We start from the raw sequence: 18,236 nt of genomic DNA, 5'->3' as shown, positions 1-18,236 counted from the left end.
CAATTAATTCCAGTTGCCGATTAAAGTATAGGCTGACCAATAATAAGGATGGGTAAAGGTTTGATTTTTGGAAAATTGATCCGGAATCTCAATGGAAAGATCGGAGGATAAATCCAGGCGGTTGTCATGGATCTGAATCGAACCATTAATCATGTTTAATTGTGCTTGTTTTAGGGCAGATATTTTAGTATTATTGTTTTGCAGTTGATGATAAAATTCTGCCATGAGTGCCAGAGAGCCTTCATCAGATGTATACCATAAACTGCCTAGGGAGGTTTTGACACCTGCTTGCAAGGCTAGTCCCGAAAAGCCTAATTCTGCTTCTTCGCTTCCTAGAGCAGTACGACAAGCGCTGAGGGTTAATAGTTCAACCCTAGGATTTTGATTCCATTGGGAATTTTGAGATAATTCTCGCAGTTGATCTAAGCCAACATTGCGATCCCAGAGTTGGATGAAAGAGTTACTCACATCTCCAGTTCTAAACTCAGCATGGGTGGCAATATGCATCATTCGAGTTTCTGAAATTTGGCTATATTGCTGTAGGTTTTCGACGGTTGCGTTTTGATCGAGAAAGGTTTGACTTTTCCAAACATTTTGTAGCCAAGATATTTCGATGGGAACCGCAGGCAATGGAGGCAGTTCTTGGTTTTGCCCACCATCGGAGACTCCAAATCCTAAAAGGGTTGCGGATTCAACTGAACGATAGGTCGGATCGATCAGGCTAAAACTGGGAATGAGTCCGATTTGGTAGTCTTGGATCAGAAAATGATCGTTATGGTAGAGAGCAGCAATGGGAAGGGAGCGAAGTTGTTTGTCTAAGCACAAGATTAATGTATCGGTTTTCTGAGTGGATAGGGATTCTTGTAGGGGTTGAATGAGCCATTGGTAGAGTTGACTCGCATAGGGTTGATAGCTGATGGTTCTGACTTTTCTGGGATTACTGACTTCTTCACGGAATTGATTGATGGTTTCTTCTAGAGAGGAACGGTTTGTTTCTTGAACTTTGATTTGGGCAAACGGAGAAGAGTCTGAATTTTGTTTATTTAAGAATGCGGTGGAAGAACAGGCATTGTTTTTTGGGAAAATGGTCAGCATGTCTAGTTCGTTTTGCAGGGCAATGATATAAACAATGACCGATCGCTGTTGGGTTTTTTGGGCTAAGTCATCTAGGGTTTGGGCAATTTCGCAGGCGGTTGCGGTTCGGCCATAGAGTTTGAGATCGAAATATTTGGCATATTCTACGGCTTGGAATTCTTCAAAGAGTTGAACGGCTTGTTCAAAGTCGGATTGCAGAAATTGACTTTCAAAGGCTTCTCGGTCAATTTCTAGTTCACTCAATGAGCTGTTATCGTTGCTCTCAGAATTGCTCTCTGATTCTGAAGGAGGGCTAGAAAATATTTCTTGAATATTGGGGCCTGTTACGTCAGATTGGTTGCCGCTTTGGGAGTGGGCCATTTGTAGGGAAGAGTGGATGAAGACGAGGATGAGGATACAGGTAAACCAGGCGAAAAAACGACGAATTTTCATGATGGATGGGAGTGGTTTTGAAGGGTTTAAAAGGAGAAGACATAGCCAATGCCGAGGATGAAGCGGCTGCCATCTCCGGCGCTACCGGTAAGATCTGTGACGGCTGGGGTAATGACGAGGGGAAGTTTGGAGAAGGGGGCGACGGATGCACCGAGGGTGAGGTCTTGGCCTGTCCATTCGACGATCGCATTAACCGAAGGTACAACTCGCACAGCTACCCCCCCAAATCCCTCGATCGCGTCTTGTTGTCCCATAATATTCTCTTCTGAGCGAAATTGTCCCCCACCGACTCCAGCCGAGACATAAACACGACTGAAGGGATCGGAGACATTTTCACGCAGATCGAAGCGTTTACTAACGACACCATAGACGCTCGATCCGCCGTCTGTATCGCCCCATTGAAGGCCATTATGAACTCCGACGGCGATCGCCCAATTTTGGGGCAGTTGGCGATGGATTTTTACGCTTACCGATCCATCTTGCCCGGTTTCTCCCACCAAATCCACAATGCTAATCCCCACATCAACCCCAACTCCAGTTTTCGGATTTCCCAGTCCAATGCCAATGCCTAATCCAGCATCTGCCTCATCGGTATAGCGGGTACGAGATTGAACGCCTAACGCAACTCCCACTTTTCCCCACTGTTGACCATAGGCTGAGGGAATCATAATCGTGGAAGTTGGAGAAGCAGCAACTGGAGTTTGAGTGGGAGCAGCAAGGGGAAGAGCTGAGGGTTGGAAGGGTTCCGGGTTGCCTGGAGTGCTATCGGGAGCGAGGGAACCAGAGGAAACCGCTCTTTCGGTTGCTTGACTGATGGGGAGGGGAGCGGCGATCGCCTGTAGATAAGCTTGGGAACTTTCTTTTCTGGGTAGAGCTTTTTCCCTGGCTACAGGTTGCTCGACTGTCTTTGCCATGTTTAAAGGCCCAGCCGAAAGGGTATGGTTGTCTACAGGGGGCAGATATACAGGATCGTCAATCTGGGGGCGATCGCTCATCGGTGGGGGTAGCGATCCAGCCAACCATTGTTCATAATTGGCAATCAGTTCTGACTCAGAAGGCAGTTGAATTGACCAGCGATCGCTCGGTTTAGGGGGGTGTTCAACGGAGGCAGATTCAGGGAGGACAGGACGGGAGTTTTCTACAGGTTCAGGGGAGGAGCGATCGTCCTCAGAATTAACCCTGACAGAGGCAGGAGAAGGGGAAGAAACATAATTTTGAGAATTTTGGTAGAATGCCAAGCTTTCCTTGATTAGGATGCCACTCAGAATACTCAACACCAAACCTCTCAGCAGAGGCCAGTTAAATATTGTATCTGCCATAGACTTGCTGCACTTACTCAGTGGGCGATCGCAGGATACCCATACTGTAGCACTGGAGCCGGGAGTCGGGAGTCCGGGGATAGGGGGGATGGGGAGGATGGGGAGGATTGCCTCTTGCCTATTCCCTATTCCCCATTCCCCATTCCCTATTCCCCATTCCCCATTCCCCATTCCCCAACTAAATAACTTCTAATTCATCTTCTCTCAAATGGACTTTAAACCGTTTACTAATCTCTGGAAATTGAACAACCACGGGAAAATTAGCGCTGATGGTGACTTCTTCACCTTTCCAATTGTATGTGGAGGCTAAATCAACCACCTCGCCCTCATGATTCTGGAGATCGAATGCTTCATTCCGATGCTTAGGATGGTGATAAATAACTAAAGAAGTTTTGACTCGAACGCGATCGCCAATTTTCACACTCATACACTTTTGCTCCACAATAATACTAGCTTAACTTCCGTTTCAGTTAACTTTTATGTTGATTGAGTACAATGTTCGATTCTCTCATAAAAAGGGAAAATTATTCCTCCTGTCTCGGTTGCGAGGGATTCAACCCAGGAATCTCCATTAACCCGGAATACCAGAGTCCGAACCCAGCTCCGAGGAGTACGAGTAAGAGCAGTCCCCAAACAATTGCCCCAACGCCTTTGGATGGCTTTTTCTCCGGTTGAGAGGGGGCAGGTTCTGGCTGAGTTTCCGGTTCTGGGGCAACCTGCTGAAAAACAAACTCTGGAGATTCGGGTAACGATAACTGGGCATTAATGGTTCCTGTGGATAAGGATTTTTGCCCAGTTCCTGGCTGGGGAGTTGATCCTTCTTTATCCGCTTGTGGAGACACTTGACAATACATCAAGACCACAGAAACATTATCGGGATTTTGGTCAGATGCGCCTAACTCTAACCAGCGATTAACGGCCTCTTCTAAAGTAATCTGACCCGTAAAAATAGAATTCATCTCTTGTTGCCAATACTGTTCTATAGTGTGGCGATCGCTTAATCCATCGGAACATAAGAGTAATATCCCATCTTCTTCGATAATCAACCGTTGCACATGGGGCACTAATTCCTGGTTGTCCGCATGTTGAGTTCCCAAAGCCTGAATCAGTTGCGTGGCATTGTCCTGAGCGGCTGCTTGACGGTGCAAGCACTCCCCTTTAGCCACTTGCCAATGGGCAAAATCATCATCCTGAGTTAATAATTGACAATAATCGGGGGTAATCCAATAGGCACGACTATCGCCCACATGGGCTAAATAGAGTTCGTGGGCATTGGGAAAATCTAAACCAAAAGCGGTTTTCACCTGTTGGGCAATTTGTAGAGCCATAATTGCAGTCGTACCCATTCTTTGGCGATCAGAGCGCCCCTTGGCCTCATTTTGAGTGGCGATCAAATTATTGACAATGCGAATCACGGAGGTGATATGGTCGATCCAGATGGCTGGCTCGACGACTTCCGTTTGCTCTGCCAATTCTAAGAGCAGTCCTTGTACCTGTAATTTGAGACTGCGAACGGCCAACTCGCTGGCAACTTCGCCCCCTTCATGGCCATCGAGTCCATCACAGACGATCGCCAGTTGGGGAATGCGATCGAATTCTGGGGTAAGATTGCCCTTCTGGGAAAGGGTGATCGGATAACAGCTATCTTCATTGTGCGATCGCACCGTGCCCGCGTCTGTCCCCCCAGCCGTGGTAATCTTTAAGGGCAATTCTGCCGCCAATTCTAATAAGATCTGATTCAGGGAGGCGGTCAGGGTCTGCCAACGTTTACCCTCCTCCATTGCTGCACAAAGGCTATTAAGCGGCTCGCGGATATCATCAGAGCAGGTGTTAATCCAGGTTTGCCAACACCGGGAAAGGGCGGCTAAACCCGGTGGCGAAGGGGTAAACATTAATTCTCGTAATTGAATGCGCCAGCCTTGTATCCGGATATTCTCTGGTGTTAACACACTTAAGCCTGCGCTAAAAGAGTTTAAGGGGTTCCAAATTTGGCTCAGTTGCCATAACCAATAGACTTGGCGCACTGGGGGAGTATGGGGCCACACTTCGGTGATGGAGGGGTAGAGGGTTCCTTCTGGGGTGATGGGGAGGCGATCGAGCAGTAGGATTGGGGAATGACCAGAGATTTCCACGGCTCCGTAGAGTTGGGGCAAGTGGAGATGATAGGGAGAGAGGTGTAAATAGGCTAATACCTTTGGATCGGAGCGATCGGGGATTAGGGGCATCTTGTCCGGTTGTGTATCCTGCCAAATTTGGGGGCTAACCACCTGATATCGGTTAGCAACCCTTTCCCCCACCGGAACCGATGATCCATTTACTGCCCAGAGATAACACTCAGATGTGTTCATAGAAGCCCTCCAACCCTAAAGATTAGGTTAATTCTTCTGTGCGATCGCTCTTTGCATAGATTAGGCTATTTTTAGGGATTCATCGATCCTCATTTTCTAACTCAACCCTGTGTTCATAAATCGGCATGGCTCTCAATCCTGTATTCATTTGGCTGATTGCTGGCTTTATCCTCTGCGTGATGGAACTGATCACTCCCACAGCTTTTATTGAATTACTGATGGGAGTGGGAGCATTTGCGGTGGCTGGGGTTTCCTTATTGCTTCCTCAACTAGGCTTAGGGATACAGATTGGCCTGTGGATGGTGTTTTCTTTGGGATTGGTCTTGGGAACTCGCAAACTCTTACCCAAACGGACTCCCTATAGTATTGCCGATTCCCAGGAAGCGCAAACCTTAACCGAAATTTTACCCGGTCAACCGGGAAGAGTGTTATATGAAGGAAATTCTTGGCGGGCTATGTGCGATGACCCCCAAGAGGCGATCGCGGCTCAGGAAATGGTTTATGTTCTCCGTCGAGAAGGGAATACCTTAATTGTAATTCCCCAAAAAATGCTCAATTCTTAAATAACTTGAATTAAATGATATGGAGGTTTTCCCATGGGTGAACTATTTGGTCTACTCGTTGCTCTTTTTGTCGGGGGCAGCGCTTTATCTTGTATTAAAGTTGTTAAGCAAAGCGAACAGATGCTGGTCGAAAGTTTGGGTAAATATAATGGTAAAAAACTCGAACCCGGCTTAAATTTTTTAGTCCCTGTAGTCGATCGCATTTCTTTCAAAGAAACGACTCGTGAAAAAGTTCTTGATGTCCCGGCGCAACAATGTATTACCCGTGATAATGTCTCGATTAGTGTGGATGCCGTGGTCTATTGGCGGATCATGGATTTAGAAAAAGCCTATTATAAGGTCGAAAATTTGCACGCGGCGATGACCAATTTAGTCCTCACTCAGATCCGCGCCGAAATGGGCAAATTAGAGTTAGACCAAACCTTTACCGCTCGTTCAGAAGTGAATGAAGTCCTGTTGCGAGAATTGGATATTGCTACCGATCCTTGGGGCATTAAAGTCACGCGGGTAGAATTGCGGGATATTGTTCCTTCTAAAGCAGTGCAAGATTCCATGGAACTGCAAATGTCTGCCGAACGGAAAAAACGGGCAGCCATTTTAACCTCGGAAGGGGAAAGAGATTCTGCTATTAACAGCGCCAAAGGACGGGCAGAAGCCCAGGTTTTAGATGCGGAAGCGCGGCAAAAAGCAGCCATTTTAGACGCGGAAGCGCAACAAAAAGCCACCGTACTCAAGGCGCAAGCGGAACGGCAACAAGCGGTATTAAAAGCCCAAGGAACCGCAGAAGCCATGAAAATTGTGACCAGTATGCTGAAAACCGATCCGAGGGCAAAAGAGGCGTTGCAATTTTTAATCGCCCAAAACTATATGGATATGGGCATGAAAATTGGCAGTAGCGAGAGCAGTAAAGTCATGTTTATGGACCCCCGTAGTATTCCTTCGGCGCTGGAGGGAATGCGGTCAATAGTGGGTGATGCGGCGACGACTTCCTTAGACTCAGAAGAGGTGAATGCTATGCCTGCTGAGTTAGACCAAGATCTACAAGCGCTGCGATCGCAATCTTAAAGTAAGGAGTGGGAGCATCTTGCTCCCTAGTGCCGTGACACAGCTAAAATAGTGCATTAGCGTAGGGTGGGTTAGGCGGCTAAAACCTAGACTCTGACAGCAATCTCTCAATCCGCCGTAACCCACCATTTTAGGGTTGTCACGGCAGTAGTGGATTGGCAAGCTTAAAACTGTAGGTTGGGTTGAACGAAGTGAAACCCAACTTTCGTCAGACGGGTGTTGGGTTTCGTTCCTCAACCCAACCTACACTCTTACCCCCAAAATTAAGCTTGCCGGTCCAGTAGAGTGGGCAGGAGGATAAGTGACATGATTCAACTTCTACAAGCAGAGCCTGCCCACCTTACTCATGGACTACCCATGGAATCCATTCAAAGCTCACCAACACCCTCTTAAAGCTCGGAAGCCGGTAAAAGTTGGCACTGTTCACACAGTCCAAAAAATTCCAGGGTATGATAGAAGATTTTGAACTCGTAGGAGTTTTGCAGACTCGTTTCTAGGTCATGCACGGGACATTCCGGAAGCATAATCGACTTACCACAGCGCAAGCAAGTTAAATGGTGTCGATCCTGTTCAATGGAGGTATAGACGGCTTCTCCATTGGCTAAGGTGCGAGATTGGATCGCACCTTTTTGTTTGAGTCCTTCGAGAGCGCGATAGATGGTTGCAAGTCCGGTGGTTTGACTGCGGTTTCGCAGTTCAACATAGATATCCTGAGCAGAGAGCGATCGCTGAATGCCTTTGAGTAGTGTAATGATTTTTTGCTGACTGCGAGTATACTTAGATTTCATAACCAGTTCATGAGAGTAGGCAGGTTGCCCCTCACCGATGGAAAACGCATGAGTAACCGCTATGATAACGGGTTTAAGCCTATTCTTCAATTCCACACAGATGAGTTGATTCATCCTAGGTACTGCTTTCGACTATTTTAATTTCGGCTTCGGTTAAGCCGTACAGTTGATAAACCAGGCGATCGATTTCCGCTTCTAATCCGGTGATGTCTGCTTGCGGGTCGGATGTTTTGGCGTTGAGAATTTGCTCTACTAATTTTTCTAATAAGGTTTGCTGTGCTTCCGTAGCGTTGGCGATCGGTATTTGAGAAACATACATCGGCTTAAATTCAAAAAAACCTCCCTGTTTCGAGGCTGCAATTTGTTGAATAAACCACCACATCAAAGATGAGTTAAGAATTCCTAAAGTGTAATAGATATGTTCTGGAATACAAATCGAGGTTTTATCATTGCCATAATATCCTGAAAAATCAGCAGCGTATTCAACATTATTAGTAATTGCCGGAATAATAATTTTAGGTTGCTCAAATTCTTGCCAGTAGCTGGCTGCACATCTTTGTAAAGCATACCATTCATATCTAATCCCCGTCTCAGCTTTGTTTCTCCCAGATAGCTGAGTTTTAAACTCAAGTAAATGTTTGTAAATAGCAGGATAGTATTGTTGCAATGCTGTTTCTGCTTTTTTCGATGCCCCTGTAATTGATGAGTCTTCGTGGAGGGGAAAGTGCCAAGGAATAAACAACAAATATTGATCCGAAAATTCAACAGACCAGCGTTTAACATCCCGACCGCGTAAAAAAGGCTTTAACACTTCAGCAGAAGAGGGATGTTCTTGAATTAGGCGATCGCGGGTAGAGCGATCGACCACAAAAGCTTCATTAAATCCTGTGAGAATCCCCCGATAAAATCTACCGTTCACATATTCGCCTAACGGTGTGCCAGTTGTTTGCAGTTTTGCCAGTAAATCTAAAACTTCGGGAGATTCTAACCGCCAACCATCAGATGTTAAATTATTCTGGGAAATGCTAAAACCCTCTTCATGTAATATCGTGGCAAATTGTTCAATATTTTTGTGTTTGGTGGCATCCCAAGACAATGCCTTAAGTTGACTGTCATCCGATCGCATTTTACTGAGGGTAATAATACTCGGATAGGCGATCGCCTCTTCAAACACCGGAAAATCCCCGAAATCAACTAAATTAGCGATCGTAGTGGTCTCGGTCAAAAATTGACGGAGTTTTTGACCATACCCGGCTCGAAAATATTTATTAGATGAGATATAAGTTAAATGACCGTCTTCTTTCAATAACTCTAACCCTAGCTCATAAAAATAGACAAATAAATCCGCAATTCCCGTATAACATTGATACCGTTCCTGGAAAAATGCCTTAAACTGCTTAATCTCCTCCTGTCGAATATAAGGAGGATTGCCGATCGCCACATCAAAGCCGATAAAATCCCCGCGATCGTTCAAAACTTCGGGAAACTCAAACCGCCATTCTAGGGCATTCTCATAAATCTTGCCGCTTTCTATCTCCTCAATTTCAACTCGTAACTTATCAATCTGATTATTTAACTTAGCGATTTTTCTCTCGCGCTTCTTTTTCTCTGCCTTCGTCTCCTCAAACAACGAAAACTGATTTTCCAAACGATAAATCTCACCCTCTAACTGTCTTAACTTAGTTTTCTTCGGGTCAACTCCTTGCAGCGTCATCCGAAAATTTCCCTTAATCTCATCAATCAGCCGTTCCATCTCCCGCTTCTGCTGCTTATTCTCCGCATGGCGATAAGTTTGCACCGCATCGCGATAATTCTCAATACTATATTGTTTTTTCTTCAAAGCCACCCGCAAATCAGCATCTAATCCAAACCGACTAATCAAAGAATTGCCGCACTTAATATTAATGTCAATATTCGGTAAAGTCTCTAACTCTCCATATTCTATTTTCCCCTCGCCCCCTGGGAGAGGGGTTAGGGGTGAGGGCTTGTAATAAGCATTCTTCAACAATTCAATCCACAACCGCAACCGACATATTTTTACCGAATTGGGGTTAACATCCACCCCAAACAAACAATTTTCGATAATCGTCTGCTTTTCGTGAAACAGCGTCTCTTGGACTCGCTGACTTTCCCGACTTTTCGGATGATACTCAAATAACAATCCATCATCATCAATTACCACTAACTCATCATTCACCACTTCAACGTGATAATCTCTTAAAGTCTTACCCTGTCTATCCAATAAAATCTTTAACTCGCTTTTAATGGCGATCGTCTCATTCAGGGCAGACACTAAAAAATGACCCGACCCCACTGCCGGATCGCAAATTTTTAAACTGTTAATAATTTGATTTGCTTCTGACTTATCAGAAATCCGGTCATACAACTGATTAATATCCTGACAATTCCAGCCTTTCACCTGATTAAACTTCTGCACCACAGCGCGGCGAATGGTTTCCCGGCACATATACATAGTAATAAACCCAGGAGTAAAGAAAGACCCATCTTTATAACCGTTAATTTTCTCAAAAATCAAGCCCAACACCGCAGCATTAATTAATCCTTTATTCTCTTCTTGGATTTCTTCAGACCCCTCGCTGCTAAAATCATAAGCATTGAGAAATTCAAACAAATATTCTAAAGCGTTAATTTCTCCGGTGCGCTTGTTGCCATTGCTATCTTTCAACACCGTGGCCGCAAAAATTGGCAGAGTCTCATCTCGGAGATTACTAATCACAATCGTCTGTTGTTCCATCTCCGTTGGTTCAAACAGAGAACTATTCAAATAGGGAACATGGCGAAAGCTTTCTTGTAAGCGATCGCTCCTTTCCCCCGGTTTGCGAGCCAACACACTAAAAAACAGCGTATTTAAGTCATCATAATTTTTCACCGTCCCTAAATTGAGGAACCCAAAAGATAAATCATTGTGGTGGTATCGAATTAATTGCGCCTCCAATAATTTGAGAAACAAAATCCGATTCATCCAAGTAATGGCCAACTCCAACCCCAAGTTAAACAGTATTTCTGATTCACTGTCCCCAAACTGTTCTGGGTTGTCTAAACGAGAAAGTTTATCTAAATCATCCAGTTGGCCGATCGCATTTTCAATTAAAGACCCTGAGTTGCGTTTACCGGATTTTTGCCGTTGAATGATTTTTTTATTCTTTTGTTTCGTTTCCGTCAACCCAATAATATGTAACAATTCGTTATAAAAGCCTCGATCCAGACTATTACTATCATTGGCAAAGGGCAACTTTAATAAATGTTCTGGGGACAGCAGTTTAAACAGGGCAATCAGTTGATGCTCATTTGGCTTTTCAGGATTCTGTAGAATTGCCTGATAGTCGCGAATATCAAAATGAGTATATTCGATCCCCCTCCCGTCCCCCTTAACAAAGGGGAAGCCAGAGGAGGAATTTTTTATCGATGACTCAATGGCAGCGATCGCCGGTTGAGCAATTTCAGAATAGAAAAACTCAGTTTTCTGACTGGTTAAGCGTCCGGCTTCAAAATCCTTAAACTGCTTCAGGAATGTTTGATTCTGTACAAACGCTGTTTCAAACAGACTAGCATCAAAAATAAACCATTCATAAATATTAGTGGCGATTAAATATTTGATTTCCAGGTTGTTATTCGTGATGCGATCGCGCAAGAAATACAAAACCAACTCGTGCAAAGCTTTCCTGTTCAAATCATCCACCGTCAGCATCTCACTTTTATTAGTCGGCTTTTTGAACTCTAGAATCACCCCCACAGAACTCTCAGCCGTTTTGCCGGGGTGAATCACCAGGTCGTTCCGTCCCTTCGTATTAATAAAATAGTTTCCCCGATAATAGGTGTTCTTCAAAAAATCAGCAATCAGATTTTTATGAAACTCTTCTGACTCTGCGGGATTAATTTGCGCGAGTAAGGTTTTCAGACTGGTTTTAAAGCTTTCAATCTCACTCCGGGTAGGCTTAACTTTCAGGAAAGCTTTGTTTAATGCTTGTCTTGGTAAAATTTTACTCATTGCCCGCCAACCAATTCTCTAACTGTAAATTGGGAATTTCTCTAAAATGACGAATATTATTGGTCACCACAATATAGCTAGTCTAAATGAATTGTGCAATTGGAAATGCCCTCTCCCTATATCCCTCTCCCACGGGAGAGGGACTTTCCCCCTTCTCCCTTCGACTTCGCTCCCTTCGACTTCGCTCAGGGCAAGCAGGGCAGCGCCTGTGGGAGAAGGGGGTAGGGGGATGAGGGGCAATGATTTATAACTCATTTAGAATTGCTATAATGTTAGCATTCTTCTATAACTATGGCAGTTACGAACGCTTAACCGATGATGGTGTGCGATCGCAAGGTTTTGGTCTATAGTTTCTGAAGAAGCTTAATTACGTTAAGGTTTGTACATTAGATTAATGAGGGTTGAGTTGCTCTTTAGCATCACTCAACCTCCGTTGCTTTTGGATAAGGTCAACTCATTCTGCTGTATGCCCAGGCGATCGCCACCCGCGCAAAGAAACCGGGTTTCTGGTTTCCTGCCAAGACCAACCCGGTTTCTACTGACTCTCTATCGCTTAAGAATAGGCTTCCATGGGGGCGCAGGAACAGACGAAATTGCGATCGCCAAACGCATTATCAATCCGCCTTACCGGAGGCCAATACTTAAACTCCCTTGTCCAAGGCGCAGGATAAGCTGCTTGCTGGCGCGAATAGGGATGCGTCCACTCATCTGCTAACAGCATTTCAGCAGTATGGGGAGCATTTTTGAGTAGATTATCCTCCGCAGACATCTCTCCCCGCTCAATGGCCGCAATTTCCTCGCGAATGGCAATCATGGCATCACAGAAGCGGTCTAACTCTTCCTTAGACTCACTTTCGGTGGGTTCAACCATGATGGTTCCGGCAACGGGCCAAGACATGGTAGGCGCATGGAACCCGTAGTCCATCAACCGCTTGGCAATATCTTCCGCTTCCACACCGGCTGATTTTTTCAAGGGGCGCAAGTCTACGATACATTCATGGGCGACTAAGCCGAACTTGCCGGTGTATAAAATCGGGTAATGGGGGTCGAGGCGATGGGCGATATAGTTGGCGTTCAAAATCGCCACTTTCGTCGCATCCGTTAACCCTTGCGCCCCCATCATGGCAATATACATCCAGGAAATGGGGAGGATGCTGGAACTTCCCCAAGGTGCGGCTGCGACTGCGCTCTGTTCGGTCTTGCCTAAATCAATCACGCTATGACCGGGAAGGTAGGGAACCAAGTGGGGGGCAACGCCAATGGGCCCCATCCCTGGGCCGCCGCCACCGTGGGGAATACAGAAGGTTTTGTGCAGGTTCAGGTGACAAACATCTGCGCCATAGTCTCCGGGACGACAGAGACCGACTTGGGCGTTCATGTTAGCGCCATCGAGATAGACTTGACCGCCATGGCTATGGATAATTTCGCAGATTTCCTGAATGGCTTCTTCAAATACGCCGTGGGTGGAGGGATAGGTGACCATGAGGGCGGAGAGTTTGGCGCTGTGTTTTTCGGCTTTGGCTCTCAGGTCAGTGAGGTCAATATTACCCTGGCGATCGCATTTTACCGCCACTACTTTCATCCCACACATCACCGCACTGGCGGGGTTCGTGCCATGGGCAGACTCTGGAATTAGACAAATATGGCGATCGCCTTCTCCGTTATGCTGATGATAGGAGTGAATCACCAGTAAGCCCGCATATTCGCCCTGAGACCCGGCATTGGGTTGCAGAGACACCGCCTCAAAACCCGTAATTTCGGCTAACCAGTCCTCCAACAGACGGAACATTTCCTGATAGCCTTGGGTTTGCTCCAAGGGGGCAAAGGGATGAATTTGTCCCACTTCCGGCCAAGTCACCGGAATCATCTCGGCTGTCGCATTCAGTTTCATCGTACAAGAGCCGAGGGGAATCATGGAGGTGGTTAAGGACAAATCCTTAGATTCCAGGCGATGCAGATAGCGCAATAATTCGGTTTCCGAGTGGTACTGCTGGAAAACGGGATGGGTCATGTAGGGACTTTGGCGTGTGAAGTTGCCAAAATCTGGCGCTGGTGCAGAAGCGATAATCTCTTCTGCGGTAAAGGGTAGGCCTTGGTCACCTCGACTCCGCTCGGTGACCGCTTCGTTCTCTGAGCCACCGTTCCCTGAGCCACCGTTCCCTGAGCCACCGTTCCCTGAGCGGAGTCGAAGGGAACGGGCGAAAATCTCCCACAGGTCAACCACATCCGCAAGCGTCGTGGTTTCATCCAGAGAGATGCCCACAGTCTTTTCATCCAGGGTGCGGAGGTTGATTTTTTTCTCCTGAGCGGCGGCTAAGAGCTTCTCTAAGGAGGTTTCGCCCAGGTTTACCCGTAAAGTATCAAAAACTTGAGTATCGGGCAAGCTATAGCCCAAACGCTTGAGACCTTCTGCCAACCAGAGGGTCTGTTGATGGATGGTTTCGGCGATCGCCTTCAAACCCTCCGGCCCGTGATACACTGCATACATCGACGCAATCACCGCCAGCAGCACCTGAGCCGTACAAATATTACTCGTCGCCTTATCCCGGCGGATATGTTGCTCCCTGGTTTGCAGGGCTAACCGCAGAGCCGGCCGGCCATCCTTATCCTTAGACTGACCCACAATCCGACCGGGAACTTGCCGTTTATAGGCTTCGCGGGTGGCTAAATAAGCTGCATGGGGGCCACCATAACCCAGGGGAACCCCAAACCGTTGACTATTGCCCACCACAATATCCGCATCCATTTCTCCCGGAGGAGTCAGCAGGGTGAGGCTGAGAAGGTCAGCCGCAACAGTGGCCAGAGCGCCCGCTTCATGGACTTTAGTAATAAAATCACTGTAGTCATAAATTGTGCCATCGGTAGCCGGATATTGCAGCAGGGCCCCGAAAATCGGTTGGCTAAAATCAAACTGGCGATGGTCTCCCACAATGACCTCAATACCCAAAGGTTGAGCGCGGGTTTGCACCACTTCCAAGGTTTGGGGATGACACTCTTGTGAGACAAAAAAGCTATTGGCCTTCTTATTTTTGCAGATGCCATAGCTCATGCTCATGGCTTCGGCTGCGGCCGTTCCTTCATCGAGCAGGGAAGCATTGGCAATTTCTAACCCGGTTAAATCAATCACCAGAGTTTGAAAGTTTAAGAGCGCTTCTAGACGACCTTGGGCAATTTCCGCTTGATAGGGAGTATAGGCCGTATACCAGCCCGGATTTTCTAGGATATTTCGTTGGATAACCGGTGGAGTGATACAGTTCGAGTAGCCCATGCCGATATAAGACCGAAAAACCTGGTTTTTGCCCATGATGGCTTTGAGGGTGTTCAGGGCTTGATTTTCACTTTCGGCGGGGGGGAGATTCAGAGGACGAGTGAGCTGGATCGCTGGGGGGATGGTACGCTCAATGAGGGTCTCTAAGTCATCGATTTCTAACAGTTTGAGCATCTGTTGAATATCGTTGCCATTCGGGCCTAAATGGCGATCGGCAAATGAGCGAGTCTGTTGCTCAGACGCGAGTGAAGAAGAGTTTGGGGATACTGATCCAGTGTTCATGTTGGCTTTGAGAGTTTACGTCTGAAATTCTGCATGGGCGATCCATATCTCACATCATCTCACAGAATCAAAGGCTTGCAGAGTGCCATAGGCGTTTTGATGACACTCTTTCCTTTTGCATGATTGGGCAGAAAATGAAGAGTAATGGAGGAATCCTGTATTCTGATACCTATTCCCTATCCCCTATTCCCTATTCCCTGACTTCTGCAAGAAGTCTAATGATCGTCCTCATCCCCTTCGAGTTGAGCGCGGTATTCTGAGGCTGAGAGCAGGCCCTCTAGCTCTTCAGTCTCATCGATACGAACTTTGAGTAACCATCCTTCTCCGTAAGGATCGTCACCAATGTTTTCGGGGGTCTCTAGTAGCTCTTCATTACGTTCGGTGACCGTACCGGTAACGGGGGGATAGAGGTCTTCAACGGCTTTCACCGATTCAATGGAACCGAACGATTCCTCTTTTTCGAGAGCATCTCCGACTTCCGGCAATTCAAGATGAACAATATCACCGAGTTGATCGATCGCAAAGGCGCTTAGGCCAATGGTGGCAATCTCGCCATCAAGCCGCACGTACTCATGGCTGTCGAGGTATTTTAGATCATCTGGATATTCTAATTCCATAGAAACTTCCTATTTTTTTCGACTAATCTCTACTGGTTATATATCAGGATTTGGGTATGATCGGCCCATCTTCTTTTAATTTTCCAGGAATGATTACTCAAAAGCGGCGATCGCCCGTTGAGGTTTGGCCATTGCCCATTACCCATTACCCATTACCCATTCATGAGTCGAAAACTCTCGAAGCGATTAAAACCGACCATCCTCGTGGTTGATGATACACCAGCTAATCTCAGTTTACTGACTCGAATTTTGGTGAAGGAGGGATATAAAGTCAATGCAGCCTCTAGTGGAGAAGAAGCCTTCAGTTATATCCTCACTGGCTCAGTGGATTTAGTGCTGTTGGATGTGATGATGCCGGAGATGGATGGTTATCAGGTTTGTCAACATCTAAAATCCATGGAGTTGACTGCCCATATTCCCGTATTGTTTATTAGTGGTATGGATGAAACTCCCAGTAAAATCAAAGGGTTTGAAGTGGGAGGAGTTGATTATATTAGTAAGCCGTTTGAACCGGTGGAAGTGGTGGTGCGGATTGAGCATCAGCTCCGGTTGCGTAAATATCAACGGGAGTTAGAAGAACAAAATGCCCAGTTACAATTGCTGCTCGATACGACGGAAGCCCTCAGTGATGCGGTTGATATTGAGTCTGCCTTAGAGGGGGTATTGGCTAAAATTTGTCAAACTATGGATTGGGATTTTGGCGAGGCTTGGATACCGACTCAGGGGGGGACTCAGTTACGCTTAAGTCGGGGGGGATATAGCCATAGTCCCCAGTTTGAGGCCTTTCGTCATCTGAGTGAGGCGATCGCCTTTACCCCCCATGAAGGCTTACCGGGACGGGTTTGGATCTCGAAAGAATTAGAATGGATTGAGGATATTTCTGAAGCCACACGGATGATCTCTCCCCGGATGCAGCAAGCGAAAGAGGTGGGGTTAAAGGGCGCTTTGGCGGTTCCGATTTGTTGGCAGAGGGAAGTGTTGGCGGTATTGATGTTTTTTTCGCGATCGCCTTATTATCCCCATCAGCGCTCCTTAACTTTAGTTCAATCCGTGGCCAATCAGTTAGCCTCCTTAATGCGACGCAAACAAGCCGAGTCAGATTTACGCCAAGCCAATCAAGAATTAACTCGTTTAGCTACCCTCGATGGGTTAACTCAAGTTGCCAACCGGGGGCATTTTGACCAAGTATTGCACCAGGAATGGTCGCGATTATTACATCAAGTGCAACCCCTTTCCATGATTCTGGCGGATGTGGATTATTTTAAGCGCTATAACGACTGCTATGGACATTTAGCTGGGGATGACTGTTTGCGCCAAGTGGCTCAGGTGATGGTAGAAGCAGTCAGACGCTCTAGGGATTTAGTGGCTCGCTATGGGGGGGAAGAGTTTGTGGTTTTATTGCCCAATACCAATAGTTTAGGGGCTTTTCGGGTTGCCGAACGCATTCATCAGGGCATTAAGGAGCGACAATTGCCTCATGCCAATTCTGATGTCCAACCCTATGTTACCTTGAGCTTAGGCGTAGCTTGTTTGGTTCCCAGTATCGCCCTTTCCCCAGAGAGCCTGATTGCTACCGCCGATGCTTCATTGTATCAAGCCAAAGATCAAGGACGCGATCGCATTGTCGTCAATGAAGGGGCTGGCTGATAGGGCGATCGCCATATCCCGATAAAATAGAGAAAAATGCAAGAGAAAGGCAAAATTACTCATGGCTAGAGATGCGTTCCACTCTGTGGTTAAAGATGCCTTAATTGCTCAAGGGTGGCTGATTACCCACGATCCATTTCCTCTGGATTATGGAGAGGTACAAATGCAAATTGACTTGGGTGCTGAATTACTCTTGGCTGCCGAACGAGATCGGGATAAAATTGCTGTAGAGGTCAAGAGTTTCATCAATCCCTCTGCCATTTCTGAGTTTCACACAGCCGTCGGTCAATATCTCAATTATCGACGCGCTCTGAGAGTACAAGATCCCTCACGTACTCTGTATTTGGCCGTACCCCATCCAACCTATGATGAATTCTTTCGTCTCCGATTTATTGAAGAGGGAGTCCGGGAATATCAGCTCCATTTACTCATTTATGATGTAGAAGAATCGAGGATCGTGCAATGGATCGAATAGAAACCTATCGTCAAATCATCCAAGAGATTTTACTGAGCCATAGTCAAGTTAAACCGATATTTGGGGAGGTAGAAATTGGGGTTGTGTTTGATGTAGAGCGCGATCGCTATCAAGTGGTGCGGACGGGATGGATGAACAAACGGCGCGTTTATGGAGCCTTAATTCATATTGACATTAAAGATGACAAAATTTGGATTGAGTATGATGGCACTGAAGTAGGAGTCGCCAACGAACTGACAGAACGGGGAATCCCCAAAGATCGCATTGTTTTAGCTTATCATGCACCCTTCATGCGTCCCTATAATGGATTTGCTGTGAGTTAGTGGGT

General features: G+C 46.4%; 14 protein-coding genes. 6 read left to right on the top strand and 8 right to left on the bottom strand.

Features of this window, described 5'->3' with window-relative positions:
• Positions 1-3: 3 nt before the first annotated feature.
• Complete coding sequence (locus PMG25_RS23125; RefSeq protein WP_283769265.1) at positions 4-1,527, bottom strand: CHAT domain-containing protein; 1,524 nt, start codon at positions 1,525-1,527, stop codon at positions 4-6.
• Positions 1,528-1,553: 26 nt separating this feature from the next.
• On the bottom strand, positions 1,554-2,765 hold the full coding sequence (locus PMG25_RS23120) for a hypothetical protein (RefSeq protein ID WP_283769264.1): 1,212 nt from the start codon (positions 2,763-2,765) through the stop codon (positions 1,554-1,556).
• A gap of 16 nt (positions 2,766-2,781) precedes the next feature.
• Between PMG25_RS23120 and PMG25_RS23115 the strand changes: the two genes are divergently transcribed.
• Positions 2,782-3,039: a hypothetical protein gene (locus PMG25_RS23115; RefSeq protein ID WP_283769263.1), complete on the top strand. Its 258-nt coding sequence runs from the start codon at positions 2,782-2,784 to the stop codon at positions 3,037-3,039.
• Here PMG25_RS23115 and PMG25_RS23110 read toward each other — a convergent pair.
• Both PMG25_RS23110 and PMG25_RS23105 read right to left on the bottom strand, forming a co-directional pair.
• On the bottom strand, positions 3,025-3,267 hold the full coding sequence (locus tag PMG25_RS23110; protein ID WP_430540982.1) for a ferredoxin-thioredoxin reductase variable chain: 243 nt from the start codon (positions 3,265-3,267) through the stop codon (positions 3,025-3,027). The genes PMG25_RS23115 and PMG25_RS23110 overlap by 15 nt on opposite strands.
• 103 nt (positions 3,268-3,370) lie before the next feature.
• Entirely contained in the window at positions 3,371-5,194 is a 1,824-nt protein-coding gene (locus PMG25_RS23105; RefSeq protein ID WP_283769261.1) for a PP2C family protein-serine/threonine phosphatase, read from the bottom strand.
• Positions 5,195-5,319: 125 nt separating this feature from the next.
• Here PMG25_RS23105 and PMG25_RS23100 point away from each other — a divergent pair, with 125 nt between their 5' ends.
• Positions 5,320-5,757 (top strand): NfeD family protein, encoded by a 438-nt coding sequence (locus tag PMG25_RS23100; protein WP_283769260.1) that lies wholly within the window; start codon positions 5,320-5,322, stop codon positions 5,755-5,757.
• A gap of 33 nt (positions 5,758-5,790) precedes the next feature.
• On the top strand, positions 5,791-6,822 hold the full coding sequence (locus tag PMG25_RS23095; protein ID WP_283769259.1) for an SPFH domain-containing protein: 1,032 nt from the start codon (positions 5,791-5,793) through the stop codon (positions 6,820-6,822).
• Positions 6,823-7,211: 389 nt separating this feature from the next.
• On the opposite strand, the gene PMG25_RS23090 is transcribed toward PMG25_RS23095, so the two are convergent.
• From PMG25_RS23090 to gcvH, 4 genes are all read right to left on the bottom strand, one after another.
• Complete coding sequence (locus PMG25_RS23090) at positions 7,212-7,610, bottom strand: Fur family transcriptional regulator (RefSeq protein WP_283769258.1); 399 nt, start codon at positions 7,608-7,610, stop codon at positions 7,212-7,214.
• A 115-nt stretch (positions 7,611-7,725) separates the two neighbouring features.
• On the bottom strand, positions 7,726-11,619 hold the full coding sequence (locus tag PMG25_RS23085; RefSeq protein ID WP_283769257.1) for a class I SAM-dependent DNA methyltransferase: 3,894 nt from the start codon (positions 11,617-11,619) through the stop codon (positions 7,726-7,728).
• 553 nt (positions 11,620-12,172) lie between these two features.
• Positions 12,173-15,169 carry an aminomethyl-transferring glycine dehydrogenase gene (gcvP, locus tag PMG25_RS23080; RefSeq protein WP_283769256.1) on the bottom strand — a complete coding sequence of 999 codons (2,997 nt, stop codon included), beginning with the start codon at positions 15,167-15,169 and terminating at the stop codon, positions 12,173-12,175.
• Between the two features lie 215 nt (positions 15,170-15,384).
• Positions 15,385-15,786: a glycine cleavage system protein GcvH gene (gcvH, locus tag PMG25_RS23075; protein ID WP_283769255.1), complete on the bottom strand. Its 402-nt coding sequence runs from the start codon at positions 15,784-15,786 to the stop codon at positions 15,385-15,387.
• Between the two features lie 162 nt (positions 15,787-15,948).
• Between gcvH and PMG25_RS23070 the strand changes: the two genes are divergently transcribed.
• The 3 genes from PMG25_RS23070 to PMG25_RS23060 all read left to right on the top strand — a co-directional run bounded on the left by PMG25_RS23070 (position 15,949) and on the right by PMG25_RS23060 (position 18,231).
• Entirely contained in the window at positions 15,949-17,433 is a 1,485-nt protein-coding gene (locus tag PMG25_RS23070; protein WP_283769254.1) for a diguanylate cyclase, read from the top strand.
• A 61-nt stretch (positions 17,434-17,494) separates the two neighbouring features.
• The gene (locus PMG25_RS23065) at positions 17,495-17,908 is read left to right on the top strand and encodes an element excision factor XisH family protein (protein ID WP_283769253.1); all 414 of its coding nucleotides are present in this window, start codon (positions 17,495-17,497) and stop codon (positions 17,906-17,908) included.
• Positions 17,896-18,231: a XisI protein gene (locus PMG25_RS23060; protein WP_283769252.1), complete on the top strand. Its 336-nt coding sequence runs from the start codon at positions 17,896-17,898 to the stop codon at positions 18,229-18,231. Before PMG25_RS23065 ends, PMG25_RS23060 begins: the two co-directional genes overlap by 13 nt.
• The last annotated feature ends 5 nt before the right edge of the window (positions 18,232-18,236 follow it).

Origin of the sequence: Roseofilum capinflatum BLCC-M114, from assembly GCF_030068505.1 — a bacterium.
Taxonomy (GTDB): Bacteria; Cyanobacteriota; Cyanobacteriia; order Cyanobacteriales; family Desertifilaceae; genus Roseofilum; species Roseofilum capinflatum.
The sequence above is the reverse complement of the archived record's forward strand: the minus strand, read 5'-3'. Positions and strand labels throughout refer to the sequence as shown.